12 protein-coding genes and 1 pseudogene are annotated in these 15331 nt (G+C 71.4%); 4 read left to right on the top strand and 9 right to left on the bottom strand.

Features of this window, described 5'->3' with window-relative positions; translation table 11 throughout:
• Positions 1-71: 71 nt before the first annotated feature.
• The gene (locus AB0F17_RS41140) at positions 72-467 is read right to left on the bottom strand and encodes a hypothetical protein (protein WP_358034642.1); all 396 of its coding nucleotides are present in this window, start codon (positions 465-467) and stop codon (positions 72-74) included.
• Between the two features lie 748 nt (positions 468-1215).
• On the opposite strand from AB0F17_RS41140, the gene AB0F17_RS41145 reads away from it, so the two are divergent.
• The 3 genes from AB0F17_RS41145 (at position 1216) to holA (ending at position 4448) form a co-directional block, all read left to right on the top strand.
• On the top strand, positions 1216-2415 hold the full coding sequence (locus AB0F17_RS41145; RefSeq protein WP_358034645.1) for a cytochrome P450: 1200 nt from the start codon (positions 1216-1218) through the stop codon (positions 2413-2415).
• A 190-nt stretch (positions 2416-2605) separates the two neighbouring features.
• Positions 2606-3385 carry a class I SAM-dependent methyltransferase gene (locus AB0F17_RS41150; protein WP_358034647.1) on the top strand — a complete coding sequence of 260 codons (780 nt, stop codon included), beginning with the start codon at positions 2606-2608 and terminating at the stop codon, positions 3383-3385.
• A 79-nt stretch (positions 3386-3464) separates the two neighbouring features.
• The gene (holA, locus tag AB0F17_RS41155) at positions 3465-4448 is read left to right on the top strand and encodes a DNA polymerase III subunit delta (RefSeq protein WP_358034843.1); all 984 of its coding nucleotides are present in this window, start codon (positions 3465-3467) and stop codon (positions 4446-4448) included.
• A gap of 44 nt (positions 4449-4492) precedes the next feature.
• Here the strand turns inward: holA and AB0F17_RS41160 are convergent.
• Together AB0F17_RS41160 and AB0F17_RS41165 are read right to left on the bottom strand one after the other, a co-directional pair.
• Positions 4493-4693, bottom strand: a pseudogene (locus AB0F17_RS41160) (TetR-like C-terminal domain-containing protein); the annotation flags it as partial.
• 42 nt (positions 4694-4735) lie between these two features.
• Complete coding sequence (locus AB0F17_RS41165; RefSeq protein WP_358034650.1) at positions 4736-5245, bottom strand: MarR family transcriptional regulator; 510 nt, start codon at positions 5243-5245, stop codon at positions 4736-4738.
• Positions 5246-5312: 67 nt separating this feature from the next.
• Here AB0F17_RS41165 and AB0F17_RS41170 point away from each other — a divergent pair, with 67 nt between their 5' ends.
• A complete protein-coding gene (locus AB0F17_RS41170; protein ID WP_358034652.1) occupies positions 5313-6518 on the top strand; it encodes an MFS transporter in 1206 nt (401 codons plus the stop codon).
• On the opposite strand, the gene AB0F17_RS41175 is transcribed toward AB0F17_RS41170, so the two are convergent.
• The 6 genes from AB0F17_RS41175 to AB0F17_RS41200 form a co-directional block, all read right to left on the bottom strand.
• Positions 6439-7173, bottom strand: coding sequence for an ABC transporter ATP-binding protein (locus AB0F17_RS41175; protein WP_358034654.1), 735 nt, complete (start codon positions 7171-7173; stop codon positions 6439-6441). The two genes, AB0F17_RS41170 and AB0F17_RS41175, sit on opposite strands and share 80 nt — an antisense overlap.
• Positions 7163-8071 (bottom strand): ABC transporter ATP-binding protein, encoded by a 909-nt coding sequence (locus AB0F17_RS41180; RefSeq protein ID WP_358034656.1) that lies wholly within the window; start codon positions 8069-8071, stop codon positions 7163-7165. Before AB0F17_RS41180 ends, AB0F17_RS41175 begins: the two co-directional genes overlap by 11 nt.
• Positions 8068-10668, bottom strand: coding sequence for an FtsX-like permease family protein (locus tag AB0F17_RS41185; RefSeq protein WP_358034659.1), 2601 nt, complete (start codon positions 10666-10668; stop codon positions 8068-8070). Before AB0F17_RS41185 ends, AB0F17_RS41180 begins: the two co-directional genes overlap by 4 nt.
• The gene (locus tag AB0F17_RS41190; RefSeq protein ID WP_358034661.1) at positions 10665-13739 is read right to left on the bottom strand and encodes an ABC transporter permease; all 3075 of its coding nucleotides are present in this window, start codon (positions 13737-13739) and stop codon (positions 10665-10667) included. Before AB0F17_RS41190 ends, AB0F17_RS41185 begins: the two co-directional genes overlap by 4 nt.
• A 171-nt stretch (positions 13740-13910) precedes the next feature.
• Positions 13911-14180 (bottom strand): 30S ribosomal protein S20, encoded by a 270-nt coding sequence (rpsT, locus tag AB0F17_RS41195; protein WP_358034663.1) that lies wholly within the window; start codon positions 14178-14180, stop codon positions 13911-13913.
• A 149-nt stretch (positions 14181-14329) separates the two neighbouring features.
• Positions 14330-15319, bottom strand: coding sequence for a glycoside hydrolase family 18 protein (locus AB0F17_RS41200; protein ID WP_358034666.1), 990 nt, complete (start codon positions 15317-15319; stop codon positions 14330-14332).
• Positions 15320-15331: the final 12 nt, after the last annotated feature.

Here is a 15331-nt window from a genome sequence, read left to right on the forward strand (position 1 = left end):
CACGCTTCTCCCAGCCAGGGGCGAATTGATCGCGGCAAGACTGGCAGATCGTGAGGTAGGGAGGGCTTTTGTCAGGTTCCGTTACCATAACAATGATCATGACATTGGGTGAGGGTATATGCCCGGATGGTGATGCCCGGCTCGGCAGATGGTTGACGACACTCCTGCGCGGGCGTCCAGCAGAGCGGCCCACCTCCCACATTGGCAAGGGGAGGTCCGCATGGCGGCGTCAACCGTGGTTTCGTTCGCCCGGCGAACAGCATCAGCACGCTCATGTGGGCGGCCTCCGGCCGGGACAGCTCACCGGCCGCGACCCGCTCGACCAGCCCCGAGAGCAGATCGTCGCCCGGGTGGGCGAGCTTCTCGCCGAGCAGTCCGTCCAGGTACTCGGCATCGTCGGACTCGGGGCGGAATTCGAGCGCTCCCGTTCGGATCCTCGGCGCCCTCGGAACAAGGCGGAAGCGCATGACGGTAAACCTAGTCATGGTCTCGACCTCCTTCCTCTCACAGAGAACGCCGGAGCGGCCAGCAGGACTCGCGATGGCGATACAAAGTCGCACTAAAGGTTTCTCGGTGTGCGACCACCATGGCGACCAGCGAGGGGTCAATATGCGGGATCGCCAGGATTTCCTGGTTCTGTTGGCGGGAGTTCCCATATCTTCGGAACGATCGCGTTCTCCGGTTTCCCGTTCGCCATGTCGGTCCACGTATTAGGGACGCCTTCGAAGCGTGAGATGCGCCGTCAGATCGCGCCTGATCTGCGATTTCATCTGCCCTGTAGAACGCAGTCGGAAACGGAGGCAGCAGGGATGCGCGCCCTGCAGGTTTCGAACCCGCAGTCGGGCGTCACTTACACAGACGCTCCACTGGTGAAGCGACTGCTCGGCTTCATTAAGCGTGTGCTCACAATCACGCTTCGAAGTTCAGAGAGCCACAGGTCGAACAGAGAGGCAATTTCGGCACTCACATAATTCCCGAAATGCACTCGCCGTGGCATTCCGCAAATCCTGTCAGAACAGTATTGACACTCCCCTTTGTTCACTTGATAATCGGCAATGGCAGTCAATGGCGATAAACTATCGCCATTCTTGCCGCCGCTACCGCGCACAGGCAGGCCTGGAGGGGCGGCGGGTGACGCCGCTCTCCTGACGGGACGCGCGAACGGCACCATCTGCGCGTACACCCGCGATCACGGATGGCATTGGGCAGGTGGGGATGACGACGGTTGGAGAACCGGATCGGGCCGCTCCCGGCGGGAGCCGGCCGTGGGCGGGCGTCGGCGGCGGGGCGGCGCGGTGGTACCGCCGGGACCCGCTGGGGTTCGTCGAACAGGCGGCCCGCGAGCGGGGCCCAGTGTTCCGGCTGCCCGACGACGGGTCGTTGTGCGTGGCCGATCCGGTGGAGGCCCTGCGGGTGCTGCACGACGAGGAGGGCAACTACGACCAGGTGTCCGACTTCTTCCACGTCCGCGGCGGCCGGTTGGGACCGCGGGCGACGCAGGTCGCGATCGGGCGGGCGGCCCGCGCGACGTTGCGCGCCCACCTGGCCGCGCACCGCGATCGGCTGCCCGCCGTCGTGGCGGAGCTGGGGGAGGTCACCGAGTGGCCCTCGGCCGGACGCACCGCCGTGCACCGGTTTCTGGCAGAGGCGCTGCTGCGCCCGGACAGCCCGCCAGCCCTGCGGGAGTTGATGACGCAGGTGATGCGGCACGATGTCCTGATCCGTCCCAGCGGCCGGCTGGCGCGCGCGGCGCGGTGGGCGCTGGGGGCGCGCGTGGTGCGGGCGGTCGCAGGCGAGGTGCTCGTCCGGCGGGCCCGGGCACAACCCAGCGGGCCCGGCGACCTGCTGGACGCCATGCTCAGGGTAACTCCGCCCGATACGGCTGCCACGCAGGTCGCCCAGGTATACCTGCTGCTGTTCCGAACCTCGGTGGCGCCGGTAGGCCACGTGGTCGCCTGGGCGCTGCTGGCGGCCGCGACCCACGGCGTCGACCTGGCGGCCGTGCCCGCAGAGTCAGCCGTACGGGAGTCGCTGCGGCTGTGGCCGGTGGCGTGGCTGCTGGGCCGTCCGGTACGTCGCGCCCATCAAGTCGGCGGCGTGCGGCTCGAGCCCGGGGAAAGCGTGTCGGTCTGCGCCTACCTGTTACATCGCGACGAGCGGCACTGGCCGCAGGCCACCAGGTTTCGGCCCGACCGGTGGGACGGCCCCGGTCCTCGCGGGCCCTACCTTCCGTTCGGTGGCGGCCCGTTCACCTGCGCCGGCGCCGCCGTCGCCCACGCCCTGGCCACCGAGCTGCTCGCCGCCGTGACCGACGGCGCCCGTCTGGAGGTGCGGGGCGGCCACGGATACCCCCACGTGGCGGGCATCATCACCCCTCCGCCGTTCCAGTTGCGCCGGATCCCACACCAGGCCTGACCACCATCGGTCACCAAGAGAGGAGGTGAGCCACGTGAGGAAGCTGCTGCGCCGCGTTACCAGCCGCCGGATCAACCGGCAGGCATGGTTCATCTGGTAAGCCGTATCCCGTCGGCCGTGCCGGGCCAACAGCCCGGCGCGGCTCCCGACGTGGCGCGGCCGACGGGATACGTGAGCACAGGAGGCGCGCATGGCGCATGTGGATGAGACGCTGGCGGCGTACGAGAGCATCGCGGTCCGGTACGACGAGCTGAACGCGCGGATGGACACCGCCGGGCTGGTAGACCGCTTCGTGGAGGCGGTGGATCGGTACGGGCCGGGCGGGCGGCGGCTGCTGGACGCCGGGTGCGGTACCGGCCGCAGCAGCGTGGCCTTTCGCGAGCGGGAGTTCGAGGTGACCGGCTACGACCTGTCCCCGGCGATGGTGGCGATGGCCCGGCGCCGGCCGGGCGCTGAGGGGATCCGGTTCCTGGTGGGACGGCTGCAGCAGCCCCCGCCCGGGCTGACGGGCTTCGACGTGGTCGCTTGCGTGGATGTGCCAGTGACGTACCTGACCACTACAGACCAGCTGCGGCGGTCGCTGGCGGCCGCGCGCGATCAGCTCGCTGAGGACGGGGTGCTGGTCTTCGACCTGAACACCATCGGCTACTACCGGCGTACGTTCGGCGTCCCCGCGGTCGTCGACCAGGGAGACCGGTACGTGGCCTGGTTCGCGGTATCTCCGCGGATCGAGGCCGACACGGTCGTGGTCACTCAGTTCGACCTGTTCGAACGGGCTGGCGCGGGCTGGGAGCGGGTGTCGATGCGGCACGTGCAGCGGCACCACTCCGACCGGACGGTGCGCCGGGTGGCCGAGCGGGCCGGGTTGTGCATCGTGGCTGCTTACGGGCTGGTGGGGACGTCGGCGCGGGAGCCGGCCGATGAGGACGACCACGACCGGATTCTGTACGTCGCCCGCCGGGCCGGCTGAAGCCGGCCATCTATCGCACTCAGACTCGAACGTGCGGGCGTGTGGATCATCGAGTACCGGCTTGTCGGTGGCGCATGGCATGCTGCTCGACATGGCGGGAACCCATCCAGCACTCGTGACCTTGGTCGTCGGTGACGAAGAGCTGCTGGCCGAGCGGGCGGTCAGCGGCGTGATCGCGGCGGCGCGAGCGGCCGACGGCGGCGCGGACGTGCACGACCTCATCGGCGGGAAGGTGACGCCGGGGGAGCTGACCCAGCTCACCTCGCCGTCCCTCTTCGGCGATCGTTCCGTGGTGGTGATCCGGTCCGCGCAGGATCTCGTCAAGGACGTCATCGCGGAGGTCGTGAAGTACGCGGCGCGCCCCTCCGACGACATCGTGCTCGTCCTGGTCCACCCAGGTGGGGTGAAGGGCAAGGCGCTGGTCGACGGGGTCAAGAAGGCGGGGGCGAGCGTCGTCACCGTCAGCAAGGTCACCAAGGCCGGCGAACGGCTCGACTTCCTCAAGAGCGAGATCAAGCGGGCGGGGCGCGGCATCTCGGCCGACGCCGCGCAGGCGCTGCTCGAGGCGGTGGGCAACGATCTGCGGGAGCTGGCCGCGGCGTGCAACCAGCTGGTGTTCGACACGGAAGACAAGACGATCAACGCGGCGGCCGTGGCCCGCTATCACAAGGGGCGGGCGGAGGTCACCGGGTTCAACGTGGCCGATTCGGCGGTCGAGGGGCGGCTGGCCGAGGCGCTGGAGCAGCTCCGCTGGGCGCTCGGCACCGGAGTGGCCCCCGTGCTGCTGGTGAGCGCGATGGCGGGAGGGCTGCGGGGCCTGGCCAAGGTCGGCGGCGCGCCGCGCAACCTCAGGGGCGGGCAACTGGCGAGCCACCTCGGCATGCCGCCGTGGAAGATCGACCGCGTCAAGCGGCAGTTGAACGGCTGGGGTCCGGAAGGCCTGTCACGGGCCATCCAGGCGGTGGCCGACGCTGATGAGCAGGTCAAGGGCGGCGGAGCCGACCCGGCGTACGCGCTCGAACACACGGTGCAGGTGATCGTCGCCAGCCGCACCGGCCGGTAGCCGGCGGCTCCCACGGGCGGGCGGGGGTCCGCCGAAGACCATGGTCAGGAGCTCAGCCTCGCTGAGGCGTCGAAGACCAGCCGGACCAGGCGTTCGGCGAGCTCGTCATCCAGTGGCGAGCCGCTCAGCAGCCGGCGGTACAGGATGGTCCCCGCCCACAGGTCCTGAACCAGCCCGGTGTCGAGGGTGGCGGGCAGGTCACCACGGTCGATGCCGCGGCGCAGGGTTCGTGCACGCGAGACTCGCCGCCTTGGCCGCCGGCGGCGCGGCCCGGGCCATTCATGAGGTCAACGGCTGGATTCGACATGTACCAGGAGCCGTTTGAGCAGGCCGTCCAGGACCGCCTGTTCCGCCGGATCCAGGGCGTACACCATCTCGGTCTCCACCTCCCCCCGGATCCGCATGGCCTCCAACCACAGCTCGTGCCCCTTGTCGGTCAGCTCCACGTCGACCCGGCGCCGGTCGTCCGTGCTGCGCAGACGTCGGATCAGGCCCGACTTCTCCAGCGTGTCGAGGCGGCCGGTCATCCCCGCGGGCGACAGCATCAGCTCGCTGGCCAGCTCCGAAGGCGTCGCCGAACCGGCCCCGGCCACCAGCCGATGCAGCGTCTCGAACTCGAAGTCCTGCATCCCCACCTGCGCCAGCGCCGTCTCCTTCGTCTGACGCAGGTGCTTGACGAGAAACTGCATGCGCGTCACGAGGGCTTCCACCCGCTCGTCGTACGGCGCCTTGCCCCGCCACCGCGCCAGGTGCCGATCAACAGAGTCTTCGGCGTCAGCCGCGTTCCTCGAGTCCACGCGCCAATCGTACGCCAGCAAGTATTTTGTTGACGAAACATTAGCCAGCGAATTAATCTCACCCTCCATGAGACTGCTGATCGGCCGAGCCATCTCCGCTCTGGCCACCGCCTTGATCCCCACCACCCTCACGCTCGCCGTCCTCCGCTCCACCGGCTCGGCCGAGGCCCTCGGCACCGTGCTGGCCTGCGAGATGATCCCCCTCCTCCTGCTCCTCCCGGTCGGCGGAGTGCTGGCCGACAGGTTCCGGCCCGAGCGGGTGGCCTTGGTGGCCGACCTGGTCCGTGGCCTCTCCCAGGCCGCCATCGGGATCGAGCTGCTGATGGGCGCCGGCCGCGTGCTCGACCTGGCCGTGCTGTCGGCCGTGGCCGGGGTGGCGATCGCGTTCGGCATGCCGGCCGTACCGAGGCTGGTCGTGGCCGTGGTGCCGGGCCCGGAGCGGCTGCGGGTGAACGCCCGCATCGGCGTGGCCACGAGCGCGTCCAGCGTCCTCGCCCCCGCCTTGTCGGGTGGTGTGGTGCTGGTGGCGGGCCCGGGATGGGCGGCGCTGCTCACCGCCGCGTTGTTCGCCTGCTCGGCGCTCACCCTGGGCGGAGTCCGTACGGCCAAGCAGCCCGCGAGACCCCGGGCCACGTTCGCCAAGGACCTGGCCGAGGGGTGGCGCGAGGTCAGGACGCGGCCGTGGTTCCTGAAGTCGGTGCTCGGTCACGGCGTATGGCACTTCATGGCCGGGTTGTTCCTCACGCTCGGCCCGCTGACCGCGGTCACGCGGCTCGGCGGCGAGGCGAGCTGGGTGCTGATCGTGCAGTGCGGCACGGTCGGCCTGGTGACGGGGGTGTTCGTCGTGCCGAGGCTGCCCATCCGCAGGCCGCTGGTCGCCGTCCAGGTGGCCGCCGCGCTGTACCTGCTGCCGCTGGTGGCCCTGGCGGTGACGGCGAACGTGGTGCTGATCGCGGCGGCCTACTTCGTGGCGATGTTCGGGCTCGGGCTGCTCAGCCCGCTGTGGGAGACGGTCGTCGCCGAGGAGATCCCCGAGGGCGCGCTGGGGCGGGTGCGGGCCTTCGATCAGCTCATCTCGTTCGCGTCGCGGCCGTTCGGGCTGGCCGTCGCGGCGCCGCTCGCGGGGTTCGTGGGCATGACCGGGCTGCTGCTGGCGGGAGCGGCCGCCGTGGCCGTGGCGAACCTGGCCGCGATCATCGGCCTCCCGGCCTCGACTCGGCCTCCAGAAGAGCCCCGGCCGGCGGCGGATTCTCCCGGAGAACTCCGTCGCTGATCTCCAGCACCCGGTCGGCCAGCGTGATGAGGCTCGGGTCGTGGGTGGCGACGAGCGCGGTGACGCCTTCGCTGCGTACCAGGGCGCGCAGCAGCTCCATGATCTGCCGCCCCGTCTGCGAGTCGAGCTGCCCGGTGGGCTCGTCGGCGACCAGCAGCCGGGGCCGGTTGGCCAGCGACCTGGCGATCGCCACGCGCTGCCGCTGCCCGCCCGACAGCTCGTACGGCCGCTGGTTGGCGTGCTGTTCCAGCCCCACGAGGGAGAGCAGCATGCGCACCCGCGCCTCCCGCTCCGCGACCGGCGTGCGGGCCAGCCGCATCGGCACGCCGACGTTCTCGGCCGCCGACAGCACCGGGATCAGCCCGAACGACTGGAACACGAACCCGACCACGTCGCGGCGCAGCGCCAGCAGGTCGTCCTCGGACATCGAGGTGACCTCGGCCCCGGCCACGAGGACCCGCCCGGCGTCGGGCCGGTCGAGCCCGCCGATCTGGTTCAGCAGGGTCGTCTTGCCGGACCCCGACCGGCCGCGGACGGCGATCAGCTCGCCGGGGTAGGCCGAGAACGACACCTCCCGCAGCGCCACGACCTCCTTCGGCCCGCTCCGATAGACCCGGCGCACCCCCTCGACGACGACCAAGGGCTCACTGCTCATCGGAGGGCTCCTCTCGGGCCGGCCACACGCCGATGTGGTCGGATTCGAGTTCGAGGCGCACCCGGCGCTCCATGTCCAGGGCGTTCATGAAGTCGCGGGGCAGTTGCAGTCGCCCCACGCGGTCGAGCACGGCGTACTCCTCGGCGACGCCCTCGCGGCGGAGCGTCTCGCTGCTGGTACGCCCGTCGCGGATGCCGATCGTCCGGTCGACCCGCTCGGACACCAGCGGGTCGTGGGTCACGATCACCACGGTCACACCCAGCTCGCCGTTGGCCTTGCGCAGCGCCCCGAACACCTCCTCCGACGTCTCGCTGTCCAGCTCACCGGTGGGTTCGTCGGCCAGGACGAGCTGCGGGGAGTTGGCCAGGGCGACGGCGACGGCCACCCGCTGCTGCTCGCCGCCGGACATCTCGGGCACCTTCCGGCCGGCGCAGGAGCCGACGCCCATCAGATCCAGCAGCTCGGCCGCGCGGCCCCGGCGGGCCTTGCCCGCCAGCTTCATCGGCAGCTCGACGTTCTCGCGCGCGGTCAGGTACGGGAGCAGGTTGCGCGCGGTCTGCTGCCAGACGAACCCGACGACGTCGCGCCGGTAACGCAGCCGGTCCTTCGCGGTCATCGACAGCAGGTCCGTGCCCGCCACCCGGGCCACGCCCGCCGTCGGCACGTCCAGGCCGGACAGGACGTTCAGCAGCGTCGACTTGCCCGACCCGGAGGCCCCGACGACGGCGACCAGTTCGCCCTGCTGGATGAGCAGGTCGAGGCCCTGCAGGGCGACCACCTCGACGCCCTCGGTCTTGTAGATGCGGACCAGGTTGTCGCACACGATGTGCGCGTCGCCGCCGAAGGCCGCCTTCCCCTCGACGGCCCTGGCCTCCAGTTCGGACAACGTAGGACTCATGTGAGGTCACCCACTCGGAGTACGGCGCCGAGGTTGCGGCGGCGGCTGATGGCGGTGTGCGCGTAGACGCCGAGCACGGCGACGGCGGACAGCCCGGCCGCCAGGACGGCGGGCATGAGCGGATCGGCGGAGTAGCCGCCGACGGCCAGGTCGCCGGTGTAGGCGGACAGGTCGATGGCGGGCCCGAGCGCCACGGGCAGAGCCAGGCCGAGCGCGAGCCCGGCGAGCGAGGTGATGAGGATGAGCGGCAGGATCTCCAGCACGGTCAGACCCCGCGCCTGCCGGTCGGACAGCCCCAGCGTGCGCAGGAACGACAGCGCCCTGGCCCGGTCGGCCGCGCCGATCACCAGCGTCACGACCACGGCGATGAGCGCGTAGACCGCCAGCGCGACGGTGGCGATGAGCAGGACGTCCTGGACGGTACCGGTCAGCGGGTCGTCCTCGATCGCGGCCAGGGCCCGCTCCTGCGTGACCACCTGGGCCGCGGGCTGTCCGGTGGCCGCCAGCAGGGCCGCCGGGTCGGCGTCGCCCCGGATCAGCAGGGTGTTGACGCCGGGCCGCTTGTTGGTCTCGAACGGCAGCACGATGAACTTGCCGCGCGGGTAGAAGCCGGGCAGAGCGGCGATCTCGCCGGCCGTGGTGACCTTCGTCCGCTCGTACCAGCCGATCTCGAACGTGCCGCGCCCGCGCATCTCATGGGAGACCAGCACCGGGATCCCGGAGGTTCCGGAGGCGAGGGCGGGCACGCTGATCGGCGCGCCGTCCAGCAGCCGCCGCCATTGGGCCAGGTCGACGGCGATGACCTGGGCCCGCTCGCCGCTGTAGCCGATCTGCGCGGTGGAGGTCTGCGCGGGCACGAGCAGCCGCACGCCGGGCACCTCGCGCACCCGCTCGATGGCGTCGGGGGGCAGCTCCACGGGCGAGGTCAGCTTGATCGGCGCGCCGACGCTCTGCCAGGACGCCAGGCGCTGCGTGGCCGACAGCCCGCCGGAGATCACCGCCCCGAACACCGACACGGCCAGCGCGGGCAGCAGGATCAGCACCGGCAGCGCGCTGGCGGATCGCGCCCTGGCCGCCCTGGTCAGACCCAGGAAGGGCACGGCGAGCCGGCCGCGGGCGGCCAGTCGTACGAGGAGCTTGAGGGGGAGGGGATAGCAGCGGATGGTGATCAGCGCGGCGGCGACCGTCAGCGCGACCGGTACGAGGAGCAGGAACGGGTCCTGCCCGCCGGTCGTCAGGCCACGGGTGCGCAGCAGGTACGCGCCGGCCAGCGCGAGGCCGACGACCAGCACCTCCAGCGTGATCCGCCGGGCCGACGGGCGGGCGGCGGCCACGTCGTCGCGCCGCTCGTGCAGCGGCGTCCGGTGCGTCACGGCCAGCCGCGCGGCCGCGTAGCCGACCGCGGTGAGCGGCACGAGAGCGGGTCCCGCGTGGGCGAGCCACGGCACCGGCCCCGGCACCAGGAAGGCCAGCGCCCACCCGGCCAGCGCCGCGGGCACCACCGCGATCGCGACGAGCGCCGCGCCGGCCCCCGCCACCTGCCGCAGCGACCCGCCGCGCGCCCGCGCCAGGGCGAGCGGGTGATCGATCCGCTCGATCAGCAGTTGTACGGCCAGCACGAGCACCCCGAGCGCCACGGCCAGCAGCCCGCCGAGCACCAGGAACATCACGGTCTGCGCGGTGCCCAGCGCGGTTCCGAACGCGTCGAGCAGCCCCGGCAGACCCGTCTCCAGCCGGTACGGGCCCCCGTTGCCCGCCATCTGCACCGGGATCAACCGCCTGTAGTCCTCGACGGCGGCACGCAGCTCGGGCACGTCGAGAGAGGACGGCGCGGCGGGATCGACCGGCAGGATCCAGCTGTAGACCAGGTTGCGGCTGGAGCTGTTCAGGACGGCTAGGCCGCTCGTCGGGATCAGCGCGGTCGTGCGCCGCTCCATCTCCAGCTTGCCGGGCGGCTGAATCTGCGTGACGTGCAGGACATCGGCGTCGTGGCTCCAGTAGCGGGCGCCGGGGTCCTTCGCCCTGAACACACCGACGACCTTGGCGGCGATCTGGCCGCTCTCGCCGAGGATCCGCACGTCGCCGACCTTCAGCCCCATCGTGACGCGGGCCTCGTCGACGATGCCCACCTCGAACAGCGTGATCTCCGACCCGTTCCAGCGAAGGACGCCCGGCTTGCCCGGTGCCCGGCCGTCGATCCACTCGACCCGCCGATCGCCGTCCGACAGCCAGGCGAGGTTGATGTAGGTGAGCCCGTTCGACGCGTTGACCGGAACGTCGTACGTCTTCGCGCTCATCTGGCCGGTGGCCGAGACCAGCGGCCGCAGTCGCGGCGGGACGAGCGAGCGGAGGCGGGCGTCGTTGGTGGCGAACTGGCCGGGCTCGTGCAGGTCCGCCAGCGCCCCGCGCGACTCGGTCCGTACGGTCAGGTCGGCCTGCTGCGCGGGCGCCTCCTGGAGGGCCCGGTGGAGCGCGTCGTCGTACGAGCCCTGCAGCACCCGCGGCAGCCCCGCCACGAGCAGGCAGGCGCTCAACGTCAGCAGGGACAGCACGGCGACCACGCCGAGCCGCACCCGGGCGAGCAGCAGGATCCTCACAGGTCCTCCCCACCCTGCCCGCGCAGGTTGCGGGCCAGCGCCGCGACGATGCCGAGCAGCAGCGCGGCCACCAGCGCCAGCATGGCCGCGGTCGCCGCCCATGGGATGTCGAGCAGCACATCGGGCGTGACCGCCGCGGCCTGCCCGGTGAGCACGATGTGCGGCACGACCAGGACGCCCACCACGATCGCCAGCGCCGTGCCCGCCACCAGCGACAGCCCGATGACGAACGCCTGCTCGATCGCCAGCATCCCGAACACCTGCCGGAAGCTCACCCCGAGCGCCCGCAGGATCGTGAACTCCGCCATCCGCTCCCGCGCCGCGACGGTGGCGTTCACCAGGAAGCCCAGCACCGCGAACGCCAGCGCGGCCACAAAGCCCAGGATCAGCGCCCCCTGCAGCCCGCTGGCCAGCGGGTCGTCCCGCAGCCGCCCGGCGAGTTCACGCTGGTCGACGGCGGTGACGTTCCACTCCGGCCGCTTCTTCAGCGCCGCGAGCGCGGGCTCGGTGTCGCCGCCCTCGGCGGCCAGCCACCATTCGGTGGCCGCTCTGGGTATCTGTCCCGCCGCCAGGCCGTACGCCTGGAGGGTGCCCCAGTCGGCCAGTACGGCCGGCTGGTCCGCGGCGGTCGTCGGCATGCGATCGACCAGGCCGGCGACCTTGACCTCGATGACCCGCCGATCCAGGCTGACCCGGCTCACCTGGCCCGGCGAGAGCTTGAGCGCGGCGGCCAGGTCGGTGGTGAGCACCACCGGCAGGGGGCCGGCCGGCTCGTCGAAGGCGACGGCGGCCGGCCGCGGTCCGGTCACCTTCAGCGAAATCGCGCTGCCGGGACTCAGACCGGTCACCGTGACCTGCGCGTCGCCGCTCTCGGGCGGATTGGCGACCAGGCCGCGGACGGACAGCGGGTAGGCGATCTTCCCGGTCCGCCCGGCCAGCGCCCCGAGGTCCAGGTCGATCTGGTTGTCGCCCCGATGGAGCAGGCCCAGGGACAGCTCGCGCCAGACGCCGAGCGCGTCCGAGACCATGATCCGCAGCAGCACCTCGGCGTCGGCGCGGGCCCGTACCGTGAGCGTCGTGGGCCTGCCCGGCAGCTCCAGCGGGGCACCCCGCGGCCGGCCCTCGCGCAGCGCCAGCGCCATGTCCCCGACCGATCGCGCCGACAGGTCGGGCCGCAGCTGGAAGAGCCGGTCGAGCTTGCCGGCGTCGAGGCCGAGCAGGACCGCGTCCGCACCGCTGAGCTCGATCTGACCGCGGAAGGCGGGCGAGGCCGCTGTGACGCCCGGCAGCGCGGCGAACGCGCTGCCGCGCCCGAACGTGCCCAGCTCGGGCCCATCCGGCGGCCCGGAGATCCGCAGGTCGGCCCCGGCCTGGTGGCGGGCCTGGTCCTGCTGGGAGCCGCGCCAGGTGGCGGCCGTGGCCATGGACACGATGCCGATCGCGATGGCCATGGTCAGCAGCAGCGCGGGCCCCGCGTACCTGAGCGGCCGCCGGCTGACCTGCCAGACGCCGAGCGCCGGAGCCAGCGTGGGCCGCCTGGCGGTGAGCCGCTCGGCCAGTTTCGAGACGCGGGGCACCAGGCGCAGGCCCAGCATGCCGCCGGTGAGCAGCGCCAGCGCCGGCCCCGAGACGATGAGCGGGTCGATGCCGAGGTCGCCGGCGGCGGTCGCGGTGACGGGCGCGCCATAGCGCCGTAGCTGCCAGATGGCCAGCGCCGCGACCAGCAGCAGCGCCACGTCCGCCCCGGCCCGCTCGATCAGCCCGCGCCCGCCGCTCCGCCCGCGCGTCGACTGCTCCTCCACGTAGGTACGCCGGGCGCCCGTGAGGGCCGGGAGCATGAGGAGTACGGCCGAGGCCAGGGCCACGCCGATCGAGACCGCGAACGTGCCGAGGTCGGCCGAGGGCGCCAGCCGTACACCGGAGGCCTTGATCCAGGGCAGCGCGTTGACCAGGGCCAGCAGTGGCGGGCCCTGGTCAACCAGGGCCAGCAGTGGCGGGCCGAGGAACGGCGCGACGATCGCGCACGGGACGGCCACCAGCAGCGCCTCACCGCCCGCCAGCGCGGCCAGCCGCAGCGTGCCCGCGCCGCGCGAGCGCAGCAGCGCCACCTCCATGCGGCGGTGGTCGGCGAGCAGGCGGGCGGTGAGCATGAGCGCGTACGCGGCCAGCAGCAGAAGCTGGAGCACCGGGATGAGCATGGTGGAGCGGGCCACCAGGGCGGCGGTGCCGAGCTGAGTGAGGATCTCCGGCAGGCGGCTGGTGGCGGTGCAGTTCGCGCAGCCGTTCGCCCGCAGCCGGTCGCGTAACTCGCTCACCCGGCCGGCGAACGGCCGTAGCTGCTCCGGCGACAGCGTGCGCAGGTCGGGGACGGCGGTCCAGGTGGCGTTGACGTTCGTGGCGAAGCGGCTCAGGAACGTCTGGCGGGCGACCATCAACGGGCCGTAGGTGGTGTACTCGCCCGTCTCGACGCCCCTGGTGAGCAGTTGCTCGCCGGTCCAGCGGTCGCCGAACGGGTCGTTGAGCTGGAAGACGCCGGTGATGCGGACTTTGACCGCCTTGTGATCGAGGCGGCCCTCGGTGGTGATCTCCTGGCCGGGCTTGAGGCCGCTCGCCGAGGCCGCCGACAGCGAGATCGCGGCCTCGACGACGTCGGCTCCGGCTCCTGGCCAGGCGCCGGAGATCAGCTTGGCGTGGGTGTCGAGGCCGTCATAGCTGCCGAACCTGAGCAGTTCGGGGGTCTTGCGGCTCTCCTGGCCCGGCAGGACGTACGAGTCGGAGCGGAAGGCGGTCGTGATGGCGGCGGGCCCGCCCGCGTAGGCCCTGGCGAGCTCGGCGCGGATCGCCCGGTCGAGCGCCGGGAACGTCTCGGTGTTGACGGGCGTGGCGATGGTCGCGGCCACCTGGCCCAGCGACGCGGTCTCCATCGTGCGGCGCACGCCCACCTCGGCGATGGTGGAGGCGTACATCGTCAGCGCTACCAGGGTCGTGGTGGCCAGCAGGATCGACCCGAACGCGGCCAGTAACAGCAGCGGCTCGCTGAACGCCCGTTTGACGACCAACGGCCCCCGCATACGCCCCCCTTGCCCCGTTTAGTGAACCCTTGGGCATGCAAGCGGGGGAGGCAAGGTGATCTTCAGAACGGTGACGGACCCGGAACGCCAGTGTGATATCGAAATCGTGCGACAAAAAACGCCGCACCCCTTGACGGCGGTGCGGCGCTGTGGTGCCTTGCCTCTGGCGTCCTACTTGGCTGCCAGGCCGGCGGCCTGCTTGGCGATCGCCGACTTGCGGTTGGCGGCCTGGTTCTTGTGGATGACACCCTTGCTGACAGCCTTGTCGAGCTGACGGGCGGCAGCCCGCTGCAGCTCGGCGGCCTGCTGGGCGTCGCCCTGCTCGGCGGCCTCGCGGAACTTGCGCACAGCCGTCTTCAGTGAAGACTTGACAGCCTTGTTGCGCAGGCGAGCCTTCTCGTTCTGCTTGTTGCGCTTGATCTGGGACTTGATGTTCGCCACGAAGAAGCCTCGGTGAAAGTCTGGTGATGGATGGGGCGCGCGGGCTCGAGAGAGGGCGCGCCACACGCAGTTGAACAGGTTACCAAGAATCCAGACGGCAGCTCAAATCAACGCGCCTGGATATTGGAGTCTCGGTTCAGTGTACGTCCTCAGGAGAACCACTCGGTGGTGTATTCGCGCCAATCCTCCTCGGTTGCCGCGAAATCGACGTACAGCGCCAGGCCGAACCGCTCCCGCCTGCCATGGTTCGTCAGAGCCAGCTTGGCGCCCTGGGCGGCCATGGCGACGCTCTCGGCGGAGTCGCCCCAGCCGATGCCATGGTCGTGGTAGGCGGGGGCGCCGATGAGGACCAGCTTCGTCTCGGGGACCAGGTCGAGGGCGAGTGTGGCCTGGCGGGCGACATAGCCCCCGTAAAGGGACGGCGCGGGAGTGAAGGAGTCGTACGTCATGATGGCGACCTGGTCGACGCGGTCGGCGGCCTGCTTGAAGTAGCCGCTCGACCAGTACTTGTCGTGGCCGATGACGGCCCGGGCGGGCAGGCGCATCAGGGGGTACGGCTCGATCTGGGGCGTCGAGATGGACAGGAGCCCGGTGTGCCGGCGGGTTTTCTCGAGGAGGTCGAGGAAGTTGCGGTCGCCGTCACCGATCGGCTCGAAGTCGTAGTGGATGCCGTCGAAGCCGGTCCGCATGATGGCGGCGGCTCCGGCCAGGACGTTCTCGCGGGATGTGGCGTTGTCGAGGTCGAGGAGGCCGTCGACCTTCTGGCCGAGCCAAGCGGAGACGCGGAGGCCGGGGAGGTGTTGCCGAACCCATTGGACGAAATTTCGTGCGTTGGGGTATTTGGCGGGATCTAAGCGGCCGTCCTTCTCGAACGGCCCTGAATGGACGTACAGATCCTTGATGCCCGTGGCGCGCAGGCGTACCGCGAGCCGCTCCACATCCGCCTCCGTACGGCGGCCGTCGACCCACGCGTGGCCGAGCCAGAGGGCGTCGTTGCCCGTGCTCTTCGCCCAGGCCGCTGGGGCACCGGTAAACTGAAGGCGGAGCGCGCCGGCCAGGAGGCCGATCAGCGCGACGACGATGGCCAAGGCCAGCGCGACAAGGCGCAGGCCACGGCGAATGACGGTTCGGGCAATCACCCGGGCATGTCA

It is taken from the genome of Nonomuraea sp. NPDC026600, assembly GCF_040638335.1.
GTDB lineage: Bacteria > Actinomycetota > Actinomycetes > Streptosporangiales > Streptosporangiaceae > Nonomuraea.

Excerpts from the sequence above, each read along its gene's own strand:
- holA (WP_358034843.1), top strand. The coding sequence starts at position 3,465 with ATGCTGCTCGACATGGCGGGAACCCATCCAGCACTCGTGACCTTGGTC.
- AB0F17_RS41140 (WP_358034642.1), bottom strand. The coding sequence starts at position 467 with ATGCGCTTCCGCCTTGTTCCGAGGGCGCCGAGGATCCGAACGGGAGCG.
- AB0F17_RS41170 (WP_358034652.1), top strand. The coding sequence starts at position 5,313 with ATGAGACTGCTGATCGGCCGAGCCATCTCCGCTCTGGCCACCGCCTTG.
- AB0F17_RS41180 (WP_358034656.1), bottom strand. The coding sequence starts at position 8,071 with ATGAGTCCTACGTTGTCCGAACTGGAGGCCAGGGCCGTCGAGGGGAAG.
- AB0F17_RS41150 (WP_358034647.1), top strand. The coding sequence starts at position 2,606 with ATGGCGCATGTGGATGAGACGCTGGCGGCGTACGAGAGCATCGCGGTC.
- AB0F17_RS41175 (WP_358034654.1), bottom strand. The coding sequence starts at position 7,173 with ATGAGCAGTGAGCCCTTGGTCGTCGTCGAGGGGGTGCGCCGGGTCTAT.
- AB0F17_RS41145 (WP_358034645.1), top strand. The coding sequence starts at position 1,216 with ATGACGACGGTTGGAGAACCGGATCGGGCCGCTCCCGGCGGGAGCCGG.
- AB0F17_RS41190 (WP_358034661.1), bottom strand. The coding sequence starts at position 13,739 with ATGCGGGGGCCGTTGGTCGTCAAACGGGCGTTCAGCGAGCCGCTGCTG.